The sequence below is a fragment of the Vibrio sp. SSH13-20 genome, assembly GCF_040104475.1.
GTDB classification, from domain to species: Bacteria; Pseudomonadota; Gammaproteobacteria; order Enterobacterales; family Vibrionaceae; genus Vibrio; species Vibrio harveyi.
The window spans coordinates 688,717-703,404 of record NZ_JBECOU010000003.1 but is presented as its reverse complement, the minus strand read 5'-3'; the positions used below and the strand labels follow the sequence as shown (position 1 = coordinate 703,404).

The 14,688-nt window shown below is 46.1% G+C and carries 12 protein-coding genes, 2 tRNA genes and 1 rRNA gene; 10 read left to right on the top strand and 5 right to left on the bottom strand.

The window, feature by feature from the left end; all coding sequences use genetic code 11:
• Window positions 1-8 precede the first annotated feature (8 nt).
• The 6 genes from rrf (at window position 9) to ABMY42_RS12015 (ending at window position 2,659) form a co-directional block, all read left to right on the top strand.
• Window positions 9-125 (top strand): 5S ribosomal RNA (gene rrf / locus ABMY42_RS12040).
• Window positions 126-193: 68 nt separating this feature from the next.
• A tRNA-Asp gene (locus tag ABMY42_RS12035) sits at window positions 194-270 on the top strand.
• A gap of 35 nt (window positions 271-305) precedes the next feature.
• Window positions 306-382, top strand: a tRNA-Trp gene (locus tag ABMY42_RS12030).
• 446 nt (window positions 383-828) lie between these two features.
• The gene (locus ABMY42_RS12025; RefSeq protein ID WP_005445267.1) at window positions 829-1,161 is read left to right on the top strand and encodes a DUF1904 domain-containing protein; all 333 of its coding nucleotides are present in this window, start codon (window positions 829-831) and stop codon (window positions 1,159-1,161) included.
• A gap of 12 nt (window positions 1,162-1,173) precedes the next feature.
• Window positions 1,174-2,013, top strand: coding sequence for a penicillin-insensitive murein endopeptidase (gene mepA, locus ABMY42_RS12020; RefSeq protein ID WP_349266334.1), 840 nt, complete (start codon window positions 1,174-1,176; stop codon window positions 2,011-2,013).
• A gap of 337 nt (window positions 2,014-2,350) precedes the next feature.
• Window positions 2,351-2,659 carry a hypothetical protein gene (locus tag ABMY42_RS12015; RefSeq protein WP_005445270.1) on the top strand — a complete coding sequence of 103 codons (309 nt, stop codon included), beginning with the start codon at window positions 2,351-2,353 and terminating at the stop codon, window positions 2,657-2,659.
• Window positions 2,660-2,700: 41 nt separating this feature from the next.
• Here the strand turns inward: ABMY42_RS12015 and ABMY42_RS12010 are convergent, their stop codons facing one another.
• From ABMY42_RS12010 to rdgC, 3 genes are all read right to left on the bottom strand, one after another.
• Window positions 2,701-2,955 carry a YfhL family 4Fe-4S dicluster ferredoxin gene (locus ABMY42_RS12010; protein WP_005445273.1) on the bottom strand — a complete coding sequence of 85 codons (255 nt, stop codon included), beginning with the start codon at window positions 2,953-2,955 and terminating at the stop codon, window positions 2,701-2,703.
• A gap of 2 nt (window positions 2,956-2,957) precedes the next feature.
• Window positions 2,958-4,358 (bottom strand): tRNA 5-hydroxyuridine modification protein YegQ, encoded by a 1,401-nt coding sequence (yegQ, locus tag ABMY42_RS12005; RefSeq protein WP_272759222.1) that lies wholly within the window; start codon window positions 4,356-4,358, stop codon window positions 2,958-2,960.
• Window positions 4,359-4,524: 166 nt separating this feature from the next.
• Window positions 4,525-5,439 carry a recombination-associated protein RdgC gene (rdgC, locus tag ABMY42_RS12000; RefSeq protein ID WP_005445276.1) on the bottom strand — a complete coding sequence of 305 codons (915 nt, stop codon included), beginning with the start codon at window positions 5,437-5,439 and terminating at the stop codon, window positions 4,525-4,527.
• A 224-nt stretch (window positions 5,440-5,663) separates the two neighbouring features.
• Between rdgC and phoB the strand changes: the two genes are divergently transcribed.
• From phoB to ABMY42_RS11985, 3 genes are read left to right on the top strand one after another with little or no spacing between them, the layout of a single operon-like run.
• Entirely contained in the window at window positions 5,664-6,353 is a 690-nt protein-coding gene (gene phoB, locus ABMY42_RS11995) for a phosphate regulon transcriptional regulator PhoB (protein ID WP_005424836.1), read from the top strand.
• A 40-nt stretch (window positions 6,354-6,393) separates the two neighbouring features.
• On the top strand, window positions 6,394-7,692 hold the full coding sequence (phoR, locus tag ABMY42_RS11990; RefSeq protein ID WP_005445279.1) for a phosphate regulon sensor histidine kinase PhoR: 1,299 nt from the start codon (window positions 6,394-6,396) through the stop codon (window positions 7,690-7,692).
• Window positions 7,692-8,657, top strand: a complete 966-nt coding sequence (locus tag ABMY42_RS11985) for a phosphate ABC transporter substrate-binding protein PstS family protein (RefSeq protein WP_349266333.1) — start codon at window positions 7,692-7,694, stop codon at window positions 8,655-8,657. The genes phoR and ABMY42_RS11985 overlap by 1 nt, the downstream gene beginning before the upstream one ends.
• A 34-nt stretch (window positions 8,658-8,691) precedes the next feature.
• Here ABMY42_RS11985 and ppx read toward each other — a convergent pair whose 3' ends face one another.
• Both ppx and ppk1 read right to left on the bottom strand, forming a co-directional pair.
• Window positions 8,692-10,197 carry an exopolyphosphatase gene (gene ppx, locus ABMY42_RS11980; RefSeq protein ID WP_349266332.1) on the bottom strand — a complete coding sequence of 502 codons (1,506 nt, stop codon included), beginning with the start codon at window positions 10,195-10,197 and terminating at the stop codon, window positions 8,692-8,694.
• Entirely contained in the window at window positions 10,181-12,271 is a 2,091-nt protein-coding gene (gene ppk1, locus ABMY42_RS11975; RefSeq protein WP_039841922.1) for a polyphosphate kinase 1, read from the bottom strand. Before ppk1 ends, ppx begins: the two co-directional genes overlap by 17 nt.
• Window positions 12,272-12,482: 211 nt before the next feature.
• On the opposite strand from ppk1, the gene ABMY42_RS11970 reads away from it, so the two are divergent.
• Window positions 12,483-14,687 (top strand): ABC transporter permease subunit, encoded by a 2,205-nt coding sequence (locus tag ABMY42_RS11970; protein WP_349266331.1) that lies wholly within the window; start codon window positions 12,483-12,485, stop codon window positions 14,685-14,687.
• Window position 14,688 lies beyond the last annotated feature (1 nt).

Below are 14,688 nucleotides of genomic sequence, written 5' to 3'. Positions count from 1 at the left end.
AGAATTTGCTTGGCGACCATAGCGATTTGGACCCACCTGACTTCCATTCCGAACTCAGAAGTGAAACGAATTAGCGCCGATGGTAGTGTGGGGCTTCCCCATGTGAGAGTAGGACATCGCCAGGCTTGTATTTTATTTTCACTTTTTATGAAAAAGTGAAGACAAAAACTTAGACTTTAGGTCTAACCAGTGCGGAGCGGTAGTTCAGTTGGTTAGAATACCGGCCTGTCACGCCGGGGGTCGCGGGTTCGAGTCCCGTCCGCTCCGCCACTTATTCGAGAGTCGTCTCATTAAACACGAATTACAGGGGTGTAGCTCCAATTGGCAGAGCAGCGGATTCCAAATCCGCGTGTTGGGAGTTCGAATCTCTCCACCCCTGCCATATTTAAGGCTCTAGCAGAAATGCTAGAGCCTTTTTCGTATATGAAGGAAAGAGTACCAGTCTAGCTGGAAGAGTAGCAGATTCCCCTAATGCCCAAATAGTGCGTGTTGGGAACTGAGCCGCCAGCCTGCTTGGTAGCAAGTCATATTGAATTTCCGGAGTGCCGGTCCAATCTACCCCTGCCATCTTGTAAAGCCTCAGCAGAAATGCTGGGGCTTTTTTCGTTTTTGTCTTTTCAGACTAACTCAGAGTGCTTGCTCGATAATTTACTCGAATCTGTGAGTTGCCAGCCTAGTTCTTCTGGGATCTTCTAAGTCTTCAACAGAAGTCCTGCAGCTTCTCCGCATCTTCGTTATTTAAAGTGAGTGTTGCTAGAAGCTAACGTGATAAGAGGTCGACTTCCTGTTATTATCGGCGCTGAATTCTAATAATTAGGAAGCAAGTCTATGCCACATCTTCGATTTAGAGCGGTCGAGCCACAAGCGGTTCAAGCGCTATCAAAACCACTTACTGACGAACTACAGCCTCTTATGGACTGCCCTCGCGAAGATTTTACGTTCGAATATATCTACAGTACATTTTTCAGCGAAGGTGAAGTAAGTGCTGCTTATCCTTTTGTTGAAGTTTTATGGTTCGATCGCGGTCAAGAAACGCAGAACAAGGTTGCAAAAGCAATAACTCAACAAGTACGTGGTATTGTGGGTGAAGATATCGATGTTGCGGTAATTTTCTCTGCACTCTCTCCTAAAGGCTACTATGATAATGGTGACCACTATTAAGGAATGAGCGTGATGAAGCTGAGTCTTTCTTTTTGTTTAAGTTTTCTATTCTCAGCTTCTCTTTATGCAACTCCGTGGGAGCAGGTCTCTGGTCCCACAAATAACACTTCTTCCTCTATCGGCAGTTATGCCAATGGCTGTCTAGACGGCGCATCTCCACTTCCTTTGGATGGTATTGGTTACCAAGTGCTACGTAGCAAAACGAAGCGTTACTATGGGCACCCACATACGATCAGTTTCATTCAAGAACTAGCAAAAAAAATGAATCAAGATTTAAGCACAACGTTGTTGGTTGGTGACTTGTCATTGGCTCGTGGCGGGCGTTTCTCTTCTGGACATTCTAGTCATCAAACAGGTTTAGATATCGATATCTGGTTGCGTCTAGCCGATGAACCTTTGTCGTACAATGAGATCCAGCTGCCTAAACCAATGAGCGTAGTTGATCTTAAAAAATATAAGATTTTGGAAAACCGTTGGGAAACTCGACACTTTGAATTGATTCGTAGCGCAGCGCAAAGTGAGGGTGTAGCTCGTATTTTTGTTCACCCGGTGATAAAAGAGCAACTTTGTAAGCAGGAAGGGGGAAAAGACAGGGGGTGGTTACGCAAAGTTCGCCCTTGGTGGGGGCATCATTATCACTTCCACGTTAGATTAAACTGTCCGGAGTCGAGTGCTAACTGCATCAACCAGGCTCCTCCTCCAGTGGGTGATGGTTGTGGAGCTGAACTTGCGAGTTGGCAACCTAAAGCGACGCCACCTCCCGTGGCTAAAAAGACCGTCAAAACTACGCCCAAGCCTAAGAAGAAAAAGATAATGCCTGCACAATGTCAGCCATTGCTTACTAAGAAGTAAAGGGTAATTCCTTCCTATCAAGCTGCGATTAAACCTACTAGGTATCTCCATTATGAAACTGGAGAAAGATCATTCTTTTGTCTACAGTGAATAATACCAGTATAAAAACTAACCTAATTAGTTTTGGTGGCATATTACAGAAATCTAAATTAAACAAAGGGTTATGTGATTTTTCTTGTGGTTATAACTCTGGTTTTACAAAGATCTTTTCGTCGCGATTCTCTGGTTTCTTAGCAATATGTCTGTTGGTTGGTGAAAGACAAATGGCAACGCAGACAAGTGTATTGAGGTGGGTATGGAGACTTTCCCCATCTAAGAGTTAATCAAGGACAAAACCATGACTATGATTTGTGCAAAAGAATTTGCAGAGTGGTTAAGACACAGATTTAGCAGTGAGAATAAGGGAGTCTATCTGACTCGAGAGGATGTTAATCACCTGACAGGACGTCAGCGTCTTGACCCGGGATTTGTTAATGATGTGCATTACGAACTAATGCAATATGGGATGGCTTTCGTTACGGATACGAGTCGAGAGAATTTCTATTTGATACCTGTCTCACAAGCTGAAAATTGGCGTGAAAGGCTAGAGTATCATTTCGAGAAAGAGCTCTTCTGCAACATTATTCCTATCGAGAAATCAGGTTAAAAAAAGGTTCAACTTTGAGCGCAAAGTTGAACCTCTTTCAATTACGCTAGCCCTTGAATAATCACGAACTTCTCTAGCAATTGCTCTTCAGTCTCGACATGATTTGGGTCGGTAATAATGCACTTCGTAATTGGACACACCGACTGACATGTTGGTTTTTCGTAGTGACCTTTACACTCTGTACATAGAGCAGGGTCAATTTCGAAAATGCTGTCACCCATAGTAATTGCACCATTAGGGCACTCAGGGTCACACATGTCGCAGTTGATGCACTTATCGGTAATAAGTAGTGCCATGATTACTTACCAGTTGGGTTACGGGTATCCTGACCTGCATTTAAGTTACGCATCAACAGACCGTATTCCAGATCCATGTCTTCTGGAACCGGGATAAATACAAAGTGACCGTTACCTTTTGCGTCTTCAATTGATTCTGACTTACGGTTTTCCATCGCTTCTAGCGTGAAGATTACGTTGCCTTTTGGCGTCATTAGCTCAAGGCTGTCACCAACGATGAACTTGTTCTTCACTTCAACTTCTGCCATGTCCCCGCGACGTTTGCCAGTGAATTCACCAACAAATTGTTGTGTGTCAGATACAGAGTAACCGTAATCGTAGTTCTGGTAGCTGTCGTGAGTGTGACGACGTAGGAAACCTTCTGTGTAGCCACGGTGAGCTAGGCTTTCTAGCGTACCCATTAGGCTCTCATCGAATGGACGACCAGCAACTGCGTCATCAATCGCTTTGCGATAAACCTGAGCAGTACGTGCACAGTAGTAGAATGACTTGGTACGGCCCTCGATCTTCAATGAGTGAACACCCATCTTAGTTAGACGTTCTACGTGTTGGATTGCACGCAGGTCTTTCGAGTTCATGATGTAAGTACCGTGCTCGTCTTCGAACGCCGCCATTTTTTCTTCTGGACGGTGACTTTCAGAAAGCAATACCACTTCGTCAGTTGGTTTGCCGCGACCGATAGTGGTTTCTGGGCGTTCGTCTGCGACTTCGATTGCTTGAGCTTCGTTTGGATCGAACGCTTCAACAATTTGACCGGCGTCGTTTTCTTTACCTTCTTCGACTTTATATTCCCAGCGGCATGCGTTAGTGCAAGTACCTTGGTTAGGGTCACGCTTGTTGATGTAACCGGACAGTAGGCAGCGACCAGAGTAAGCCATGCATAGAGCACCGTGAACGAAAACTTCTAATTCAGTTTCAGGACAATGCTCGCGAATTTCTTCGATTTCTTCTAGAGAAAGCTCACGAGAAACGATCACGCGCTCAACACCGTTAGCAGCCCAGAATTTAACAGTTGCCCAGTTTACTGCGTTCGCCTGCACAGACAGGTGAATTGGCATTTCTGGGAACGCTTCGCGAACCATCATGATGAGACCTGGATCAGACATGATAAGTGCGTCTGGACCCATTTCTACCACTGGTTTAAGGTCACGGATGAAAGTTTTAAGCTTAGAGTTGTGCGGTTGGATGTTGCATACCACGTAAAGCTTTTTGCCTAGGGCATGCGCTTCGTTGATACCGATTTGTAGGTTTTCGTGGTTGAACTCGTTGTTACGTACGCGAAGGCTGTAGCGAGGTTGACCAGCGTATACTGCATCTGCGCCGTAGGCGAATGCGTAACGCATGTTTTTAAGGCTACCTGCTGGAGATAGTAGCTCTGGTACGAATGCTTTCTCTGTTGTCATTGCTCAATTCTCTTAATATCTGATCACAAGTCAGGCCAATTCCACCTCATGGAAATGGGGCGCAAATTTTACGTCAAAATGTGACCTGTGACTAGGAGAATTATGTTTTAGATAAACAAACGCCCTCAAAAAAAGTGAGGGCGTTATGGTTAATCTTTGTACGAAATTAAGCGTTAGGGTTTGGCAGACCGCCCAATGCTTCGTATAGATTTGGTAGGAAAGCGCTGAACTCGCCACACATTAGAGAGAAGTCTGCGTCGAAGCGAGCAGCCTGATCTTCGCGTGGGATATCATCGTTTTGGTCTTTTAGTTCATCAGAGAACTTCAGACGTTTGATGCCAGAATCTTCTGCCATGATGAATTCGATACGATCTTGCCAGTTCAGTGCTAGCTTAGTCACCACTTTATCTGCAGCGATGTGGTTGCGGATTTCATCGGTTGTAAGCTCTTGCTTCTTACAACGAATCACGCCGCCTTCTTCTAGCACAGACTTAAGCTCTGCTTCGTCCATCATTGTGATGCCTTGTGGTGTATCACCAGTTTTTACCCATTCAGTTAGAGTTGTTTCGATCGCAACTTCTGGGATTGCTGGTACAACAGGCAGGCTACCCATTGTCTTACGTAGTAGTGCCAATACGTCTTCTGCTTTTTTGTAGCTGCTTGCATCAACAAGGATGAAGCCTTCTTTTGGCATAATCAGCACGTAAGTGTGGCTGCTACGGCTGAACGCACGTGGCAGGAGGTCCATTACGATGTCATCTTTCAGGTTGTCTTTCTCTTTCTTTTTAAGAGGACGACCTTCCTGTGCTTCCATTGCTTCTACTTTTGCATTTAGTGAGTCTTTGATCACTGAAGCAGGCAGCATTTTTTCTTCTTTCTTAGCGCAAATCAGAATGCGGTTTTCAGAAACGTGCGTCATCATGTCGCCATTTCTACCCATCGCGCTAACCCAGCCAAACTTTTGCTTATCTTGGCTTCCACAAGGGGTGAATCGGAACTCGGCTAGTTGAGTTTCCAGTTGATCGGCGTTGAAGTTAACCTCGCGGTTAACGCGGTATACCAGACAGTTTTTAAACCACATAAATCTTCTCTAGGCTTGATGACAAGGGACTAATCATAGGGAATTTTCCCGGCGTTGTCCTAATTGAATTGAAAAAGATCATGATGAATCTCAAAAGAAAGTTATATGAAAATTTGTTTTCAAAGGTCACAAAAGTGTCATAATTGGTAGTAATAATGCTTATGCATAGAGGGGCGCTTTGTCCTTTAAATTCATTAGCTCAACTAACATAAGGTTATTCAATTATGTCTAGAAGGATTCTGGTTGTTGAAGACGAAGCTCCGATTCGTGAAATGCTATGCTTCGTGCTTGAACAGAAAGGTTATCAAGCAGTAGAAGCAGAAGATTACGACTCTGCGGTAACCAAACTGGCTGAACCCTTCCCGGATTTAGTGCTACTAGACTGGATGCTACCAGGTGGCAGTGGTATTAACTTCATCAAACACATGAAGCGCGAAGAGTTAACTCGCAACATTCCCGTTGTGATGCTGACAGCTCGTGGTGAAGAAGAAGACAAAGTGCGCGGCTTAGAAGTTGGCGCGGATGACTACATCACCAAACCTTTCTCACCAAAAGAGTTGGTTGCTCGCCTTAAAGCCGTCATTCGCCGCGTAACACCGACTGCGCTCGAAGATGTGATTGATGTACAAGGTCTGAAGTTGGATCCTGTTTCTCACCGTGTGACCGCAAATGATGAAGCGGTTGATATGGGACCAACAGAGTTCAAAATGTTGCACTTCTTCATGACGCACCAAGAGCGCGTTTATAGTCGTGAACAACTGCTAAACAATGTTTGGGGCACCAACGTGTATGTAGAAGACCGAACCGTTGACGTACATATTCGTCGTCTGCGTAAAGCGCTTGAGGCGGCAGGTCACGACAAATTAATCCAAACCGTTCGTGGCGCAGGATACCGTTTCTCGACGAAGGCATAACATCGCTAGCAGCTTATCAATACCATTTCTGGAGTAATGAGTGGTTGAAAGATTAACTTGGAAAAAGCTGGCCTGGGAGCTGGCTTTTTTTTACACCCCTTGGGTGATAATAGGTTGGATATTCGGTTATATGCCGTGGTTGCTTTTGGCGGCCACGGCTTTGCAGCTTGTATGGCATTTGCATAATCAGGTGCGCTTGTCGGCTTGGTTGTGGGATGAAAAGCGTCTTACGCCACCGTCAGGTAGTGGCAACTGGGAATCGTTATTCAACGGTTTATACCGATTGCAACAACGTCAGCGTCGTAAGCGTAAAGAGCTTACCAATTTGATTCGCCGTTTCCGTAATGGTGCTGAATCGCTGCCGGATGCGGTGGTGGTGTTTCGTGCTGAAGGTAACATCGTATGGTGTAACAAGCTCGCGCAACACCTTTTGGGTTTCCACTGGCCGGAAGATTCTGGGCAACCTATTTCTAACCTCATCCGTACTCCAGACTTTATTAAGTACATCAACAAGCAAGACTTCTCAGAGCCGCTAGAAATGCGCTCACCACTGAATGTCGAGCGAATGTTGGAGCTGCGTATCGTGCCTTACACCGAAGGTGAACATCTGATGGTGGTGCGTGATGTGAGCCAACTTAAACAGCTTGAAGGTATGCGTCGTAACTTCTTCGCCAACGTATCTCATGAACTTCGTACACCGATGACGGTACTGCAAGGCTATCTTGAGATGACGGAAGACCCAGACATGATTGTTGGTCCAATGTGGACGAAGGCACATGGGGTGATGACAGAGCAGCTCAACCGCATGAACAGTTTGGTGAATCAACTTCTGACGCTATCTAAGATTGAAGCGGCACCAATGCATGAGCTGGAAGATGTGGTCAATGTCCCTAGCATGTTAGAAGTGCTAGAGAAGGAAGCGGTAAGCTTAAGTGGTGATGATCAGCATCAGTTGAAGTTCGACGTTGATTCTAGCCTGCGTGTGCTCGGTGATGATGACCAACTACGTAGTGCGATCTCTAACTTGGTGTACAACGCAGTGAAATACACACCACCCGGTGCACACATTAACGTACGTTGGTATCAAACTGCACAAGGTGCTTGTCTAGAGGTTGAAGACAGCGGTGATGGTATTGAGCCGCAACACTTACACCGATTGACCGAGCGTTTCTATCGCGTTGATAAAGCTCGCTCACGCGATACCGGTGGCAGTGGCCTAGGTTTAGCCATCGTTAAGCACGCGTTGAGCCACCATGACTCTCATCTTGAAATTTACAGTGAAGTTGGTGTCGGCAGTAAGTTCTCCTTCATCCTACCAAGTCGTTTGGTGGTGAAGTAATGAGTGTCGTATCCAAAGCAATTAAGAAAATCACTCTAGCCACGTTAGTGCTTTCCAGCGTGGCTGCTGCACAAGATAAACCGCTGCCGAATTATCAAAAGACGACTGGCATAGCCGGTAACTTATTGTCTGTCGGCTCAGATACGTTAGCAGGCATGACCACGCTTTGGGTGGAAGAGTTTAAATCAATCTATCCGAACATTAATGCTCAGGTACAAGCGTCTGGCTCATCGACTGCGCCACCGGCGTTAACGGAACAAACTGCGCAATTCGGTCCAATGAGTCGCTCAATGCGTATGCGTGAGATCGAAGCATTTGAGCGGGTGCATGGTTACAAACCAACGGCTCTTCGTGTTGCGATTGATGCGATTGGTATTTTTGTGCATCAAGATAACCCGATCAAAGGGCTTAATTTCCATCAGTTGGATGCGATGTTTTCCGCGACTTTACGCTGCGGCGAAAGTGAGTTCATCACCAACTGGCGTGAGTTAGGCATCAAAGCTGAGTGGGCAAAACGTAACTTGCAGCTGTTCGGGCGTAACTCGGTATCGGGTACCTACGGTTATTTTAAAAGTAATGCCTTGTGTGGCGGTGATTTTAAAACTCGTGTGAACGAGCAACCGGGATCGGCGTCAGTGGTGCAGTCTGTGGCATCAACGATCAGTGGTGTAGGTTATTCAGGCGTAGGCTATCGCGTGGCGGGTGTTCGTTTAGTCCCAATTGCGAAAACAGGCACAGATTACGTTAGCCCTGTGCGTGAAAATATCATCTCAGGTAAGTACCCACTATCGCGTTACCTCTATGTATACGTGAATAAACATCCGGATTATCCGCTAAGCCCAATTGAAGCTGAGTTCATTCGCTTTATGTTCTCTGCCCAAGGGCAAGCGCTGGTCGCGAAAGACGGTTATGTTCCCATTACTGCTGATTTCGCTGCCGAGGAATTAAAAAAGGTCGGTTTATAAGCCGATCTTTTTCTTTATCTCATTGAGTTCGTAGTTAGAAGTTCAATGTCCATCCTGCGCTTTCCCAGCGTTGCTGTTCTTCCTGCAAATCGGCATCGAGCAGTTTGTTATTCTCCAACCAATCTTCCTTTACGCAGGTAAGTACCCACTTATCTTCTTGTATCGATAGTGTCAGCTCTGGTAGCGGGTCATCATTGCGTTGACCGTTGACCACAATGGCTAGGCGTAGAATTTTAATTAAGTTGATGATGTCACTCTCTTTGTAGAGGTTGAACTCTGGGAACTCATTCAACTTGAAGGATTTACGTTGGAAGCGAGCTAAGGTCGCCAATACCAATTGCTGTTCGCGGTTAAAGCCCGGTAAGTTGGAGTGCAGAAGAATGTAGAATGAATGACGATGGAAACCGCGCAGACTGATGCTCAAGCCGACTTCATGCAGCAAAGCCGCCCATTCCAGTAAATCAAACAACTCACTTTTCTTCTTGATACCTAGTTCAGAACGAACATTGCACAGCATCTCTCTTGCATGACCTTTTACGCGTGCTGCGTGTTCGATATCAACGCGATGCTGTTTTGCTAGGTTTTCTGTGGTGCGCATACGAATATCAGAACGAGCGAAGCGTTCTTCCATCTCGTAGAGCAGACCTTCACGTAATGCGCCATCCGAGAAGAACATCTGGTTGATTTTTAGTGATTGGAAGATGGCAGCCAAAATGGCTACACCTGCGGCAAAGACTGGCTTGCGTTCATCGGTCAGACCAATAAGCTCGATATCATCAATGGACTCAAACTCGCACAATGTGTCGATGAGCTTACCCAAACGCTTGTTGGTGATCAGCCCATCTTCATGACCTAAACCAATCAAGACTTCGCGAATCGCTTTAATCGTACCAGAAGAGCCGAGGGCAATATCCCAGCCTTTCTTACGGTATTTTGCAGCAATGGATTCCATGCGCTGCTCTGCGGCGAGAATCGCTTTGCTGAAGTTCTTGCGCGACAGTTTGCCATTATTGAAAAACTGCTCGGTAAAACTCACACAGCCCATTTGCTTACTGTTGAGAAGCTCTGGCTCAAACTCTTGACCAATGATCATCTCGGTACTGCCGCCACCGATATCGACGACCAGTTTGGAGTTCGATTCCGCTTGGGTGTGCGCGACGCCGAGATAGATGAGGCGAGCTTCTTCTTCGCCCGGAATGATTTCAATTGGGAAAGGCAGCACCTCTTTGGCTCGTTTTATAAAGAGGTGGGCGTTGTTAGCACGCCTTAAAGTGTGGGTGGCTGCAATTCTTACGTTTGAAGCTTCAAAGCCTTGCAAGCGTTCGGCGAACATTGCGAGGCACTCAAGACCTCGCTCCATTGCAGCATGGCTAAGATTGAGCTCTGAATCGAGTCCGGCAGCTAAGCGCACTCGCTGTTTATGGCGGCTGACTAATTGCAGGTCACTTCCAACAACTTTCGCCACCACCATATGGAAGCTGTTCGACCCAAGGTCAATGGCTGCGATATGGCGTACATCTTGTTCAAGTATTTGAGGCATCTGCTTTTTGTTTTCTTGTTTGCTTCTCTATATTTTTAAGATAGTCGTAGATGGCAACTTGTGAGCGAACTTTTTTTCGATTACCTCGCGGCACGTAGCTGTTGCTCATCTCTTTATCTATCAAACGAGCCTTTACTGTATCGGTAAAGTGAATGTTAGTTATATCAATAATTCGCTGTTTCAAACGTGGATCACGAACCGGAGCGGCAACTTCTATACGATGATCGATATTTCGCGTCATCCAGTCCGCTGATGAGATATAAACCTGTGGGTCACCATCATTGTGAGTGATGACGACGCGAGGGTGCTCAAGGAATCGGTCAACAATACTGATGATGCGAATGTTCTCGCTCACGCCTTCAATACCCGGTACTAGTGAACACATACCGCGGATAATCATATTGATTTTCACCCCGGCATTGCTCGCACCATAAAGTTTATTGACGATGCCTTTGTCGACCAAGTTATTCACTTTGATCGTCAGCGCTGCTTTCTTGCCGGCTTTTGCGTTGGCAATTTCACCGTCAATCAGACGGTAGAGTTGTTTACGCGAATTGCGTGGTGAAACGATGAGGTGATTAAACCTTACTGGACGGTATGGGTTCTCGATATAGCCAAAGACGTTACGAACCTCATTGGTAATTTCTTGGTCTGCAGTTAGCAACGCGAAGTCGGTGTAGATGCGTGCGGTTTTCTCGTGGAAGTTGCCTGTACCGATATGCGCATAACGTACGATTTCACCTTCTTCGCGGCGGCTAATCAGGAGCAGTTTGGAGTGAATTTTCAAACCTGGCGCACCAAAGATAACGTGCACGCCTGCATCGGTGAGAACCTTTGACCACTCGATATTGGCTTCTTCATCGAATCGAGCTTGCAACTCCACCACGACAGTTACGCTTTTGCCATTGTGCACTGCATCGATCAGTGAGTTCATCAAGCGCGAATCTTTGGCAACGCGGTAAATGTTAATCTTGATCGCCAACACTTTAGGATCGAAGGAAGCTTGGCGAACCAGTTCAGAGATGTGATCAAAGGTGTGATAAGGGTAGTAAAGCAAAATGTCTTTGGCTTTGATCGCATCGAAACTGTTGGCGTAGCCTTCGAAGTCGGCACACTTCATCGGTGGCATGGGTTTGTTTTCTAGGTACTCACGACCAACATTTGGAAAGCCAATGAAGTCTTTAAAGTTGTGGTAACGCCCACCGGGAATCAAACTGTCGTAGTTGGAGATTTGTAGTTTGCTGCACAAGAAATCGAGCATCTCTTGCGGCATTTCACGCTCATAAACAAAGCGCACTGGCATGGCGGTTAAGCGTTGGTTCACTCCTTCAGACATTTGTTCGAGCAAGCTGTATTCGATCTCTAGGCGCAAATCGTATTCCGCATCTCGGGTCATCTTCATCGCGTAGCCATTTAGCTCGTCATAATCGAAGAAGCCTTTAAACAGCTCATCCAGACAGTAACGGATGATGTTGTCGAGCAGAATGATGGTCTTGCGACGTTTGCCTTTTTGCTCCGGAACCATAACGAAGCGGGGTAGGTGGTCAGTTGGGATTTCGAGTAAAGCGTATTGGGAATGATCGTCTTTGCGCAGATCGACGGTAATGTAGGCGTATTCGTCTTTAAGAAACTGCAACACATCGATGTCATCTTTAATCAAAAGCGGAGTGATGTGTGGCATGACTTCTTTGCGAAAGTACTTGGTGATCCAGCGTTTTTGTGTGTCATCTAACTGGTTTTCATTAACCAAGAAAATGCGGCGTCGCGCCATTTCTCGGATCAAGTCACCGTACAGTTCGTCAAATTGCTCGTTAAGCTTCAATGCTTTGGTTTGCATCTTAGTTAACAAGTGCTTAGAGTTATCGCTTCCACCTCGTTCTTGGCTGATCAAGATCCGACGTTTTACGTCTGCAAAGCGAACCTTGTAGAACTCATCTAAGTTATTGGAAAAGATCCCGAGAAAGCGAATACGTTCGATTAGGGGGACGGTTTTATCAGCGGCTTCTTGTAATACTCTCTCGTTGAAAGACAACCAACTAAGTTCTTTTTCTATATAGAGTTTTTCTGCGCTCATAACCTTACCTAGCCTAAAATGAAGTAAATCCGCACTCATCTGTGGGATAAAAAAGATGAGCCTGAACATTATGAGGTTTACGTTACAGATTTATTTCATAACACGGTCTGCATAAGAGTTGTATTCTTTTCAGTTGTTTAATGTGATCTGTAATATAATTGTCATCTTAACGACATATTCTAGTACTAAGTCAAAAAGGGTAGAGAGATCAATGGCACAAGCCGAGTTTTCATTGCAGGAAAAAGATAAAAAACGATTGATCAAAGATCGTTTGGTTCGATTTGCAGTGACATCCGGTGGTGTAGGCGTTCTTGCTGCTCTTGTGTTGATCTTCGTTTACCTTGCGATGGTGATCATTCCTCTGTTTTCTGATGCAGAGATCGAAACCAATTATGCCACTCGTGCTACCCAAAGCGGGAAGCCACTCGCAATTTCCGTTGATGATTACTCTCAAATCGGTCTGGTGTTAACCCAATCCGGTGAAGTGCGTTTTCTTCCTCTCGATGATTCCAGCAAGCCTGCGCTGTACACTCAGCAGATAGCCAACAACCCAGTGGCATTTTCTCAGTCTGCGCCAGGGTTAGGGTGGTATGGTTTGGTTGATGACCAAGGCAAAGCGCACATCTTCAAGCCAGAATTTAACGCAACGCTGCGCGAAAACACTCGCCCACCAGAAGTCGTGCCGTTTCGCACTTCAATGGACATGCAACTGACAGATGCATCCGATCCAGTTAAGAAGTTTGTTTTTAGTACTTCCACGCAAGCTCCAACCCTTGTTTGGCAAACACAAAGCGGCGTAATAAAAGCGCGTTGGCAGGTTCCTCAACTGTTAGATGCATCACCTGTTACCCATGATTACACCTTCTCTTCAGGTTTTGATGCGCCAGACCAAATGTTGCTGACGCCAGATGGCAATAACCTTTACTTGAGAAATGGATCAGAGCTGATTGTCTTGGTGAAAGGTGACAACAAGTTTTCAGTGCGTGAAGTGATCGATTTGACTCAGGGTGATAAAAAGCACTCAGTGAGAACGATGGATTTGTTGGCTGGGGCGTATTCCCTGCTTGTTACGCATAACGATGGGCGTGTATCGCAATGGTTTGATACGTTGCAGGGCGACCAGCGAACTTTGACTCACATTCGTGACTTTAAGTTGGCGTCTGAGCTGAAGTATTTACTTCCCGATTCACACCGTAAAGGTTTCTATAGTTTTTACACCAACGGTACGTTGCAAAGCCACTACACCACCAGTGAGAAATTGGTACTGTTTAAGCGTGCCTACAAACAAGCGCCAGTGATGGCAGGGATGTCGAATAACGAGCGCTACCTGATCACATGGCAAAACGACGAATTAAATGTTGCGTTTGTTGATAACCCGTACCCAGAAGTCTCTCTGTCTTCCTTATGGCAAAAGGTTTGGTATGAAGGTTACCCAGAGCCTGAATTTGTGTGGCAATCCACCTCAGCCAGTGATGACTTCGAGGCGAAATTCAGCTTAGTGCCAATTGCGTTTGGTACCATCAAGGCGGCGATGTTCGCAATGCTGTTCTCGGTACCACTGGCTGTACTGGGCGCAATTTATACCGCTTACTTTATGTCACCACGTATGCGTCGCGTGGTGAAGCCATCAATCGAGTTAATGGAAGCTTTGCCTACCGTTATCATCGGTTTCCTTGCCGGACTTTGGTTCGCCCCGATTGTGGAAGACCATTTGATTACCGTTGTGGTGATGTTGTTTGTTCTGCCTCTGAGCACCATGGTGATGGGCGGTCTATGGGCGCTGATCCCACAACCGATACGTAACCGCCTTCCTAACGGGTGGCATGCTTTGGTGTTAATGCCTTTGCTTCTGCTGTTGATCGGTTTGGGTGTGTGGGTATCACCAATGCTTGAACAAGCCTTCTTTGGCGGGGACATGCGTTTGTTCCTGACTGACCATGGCATTGGCTTTGACCAACGTAACGCACTGGTGGTTGGTTTGGCTATGGGCTTTGCGGTTATTCCAACGATTTTCACCATTGCCGAAGATGCGATTTTCTCTGTGCCGAAACACTTATCGGACGGTTCATTAGCACTTGGCGCAACGCCATGGCAAACCCTGATTTATGTGGTTCTGCTGACAGCTAGCCCGGGGATTTTCTCGGCAATCATGATGGGGCTTGGTCGTGCTGTGGGCGAAACCATGATTGTATTAATGGCGACGGGTAATACGCCATTAATGGATTGGAACGTACTAGAAGGCTTGCGTAGCTTGTCGGCAACCATTGCAGTTGAATTGCCAGAGTCGGAAGTAGGCAGTTCGCACTACCGATTGTTGTTCCTATCGGCATTAATTTTGTTTGTCTTCACCTTTGCGGTGAACGCCTTGGCGGAATGGGTTCGTCAAAGACTAAGAGATAAATATCGTGCGTTGTAAT

What these genes read in the sequence shown, in the direction of transcription:
- ABMY42_RS12025 (WP_005445267.1), top strand. Translation starts at nt 829, where the DNA reads ATGCCACATCTTCGATTTAGAGCGGTCGAGCCACAAGCGGTTCAAGCG.
- mepA (WP_349266334.1), top strand. Translation starts at nt 1,174, where the DNA reads ATGAAGCTGAGTCTTTCTTTTTGTTTAAGTTTTCTATTCTCAGCTTCT.
- ABMY42_RS12015 (WP_005445270.1), top strand. Translation starts at nt 2,351, where the DNA reads ATGACTATGATTTGTGCAAAAGAATTTGCAGAGTGGTTAAGACACAGA.
- ABMY42_RS12010 (WP_005445273.1), bottom strand. Translation starts at nt 2,955, where the DNA reads ATGGCACTACTTATTACCGATAAGTGCATCAACTGCGACATGTGTGAC.
- yegQ (WP_272759222.1), bottom strand. Translation starts at nt 4,358, where the DNA reads ATGACAACAGAGAAAGCATTCGTACCAGAGCTACTATCTCCAGCAGGT.
- rdgC (WP_005445276.1), bottom strand. Translation starts at nt 5,439, where the DNA reads ATGTGGTTTAAAAACTGTCTGGTATACCGCGTTAACCGCGAGGTTAAC.
- phoB (WP_005424836.1), top strand. Translation starts at nt 5,664, where the DNA reads ATGTCTAGAAGGATTCTGGTTGTTGAAGACGAAGCTCCGATTCGTGAA.
- ABMY42_RS11985 (WP_349266333.1), top strand. Translation starts at nt 7,692, where the DNA reads ATGAGTGTCGTATCCAAAGCAATTAAGAAAATCACTCTAGCCACGTTA.
- ppx (WP_349266332.1), bottom strand. Translation starts at nt 10,197, where the DNA reads ATGCCTCAAATACTTGAACAAGATGTACGCCATATCGCAGCCATTGAC.
- ppk1 (WP_039841922.1), bottom strand. Translation starts at nt 12,271, where the DNA reads ATGAGCGCAGAAAAACTCTATATAGAAAAAGAACTTAGTTGGTTGTCT.
- ABMY42_RS11970 (WP_349266331.1), top strand. Translation starts at nt 12,483, where the DNA reads ATGGCACAAGCCGAGTTTTCATTGCAGGAAAAAGATAAAAAACGATTG.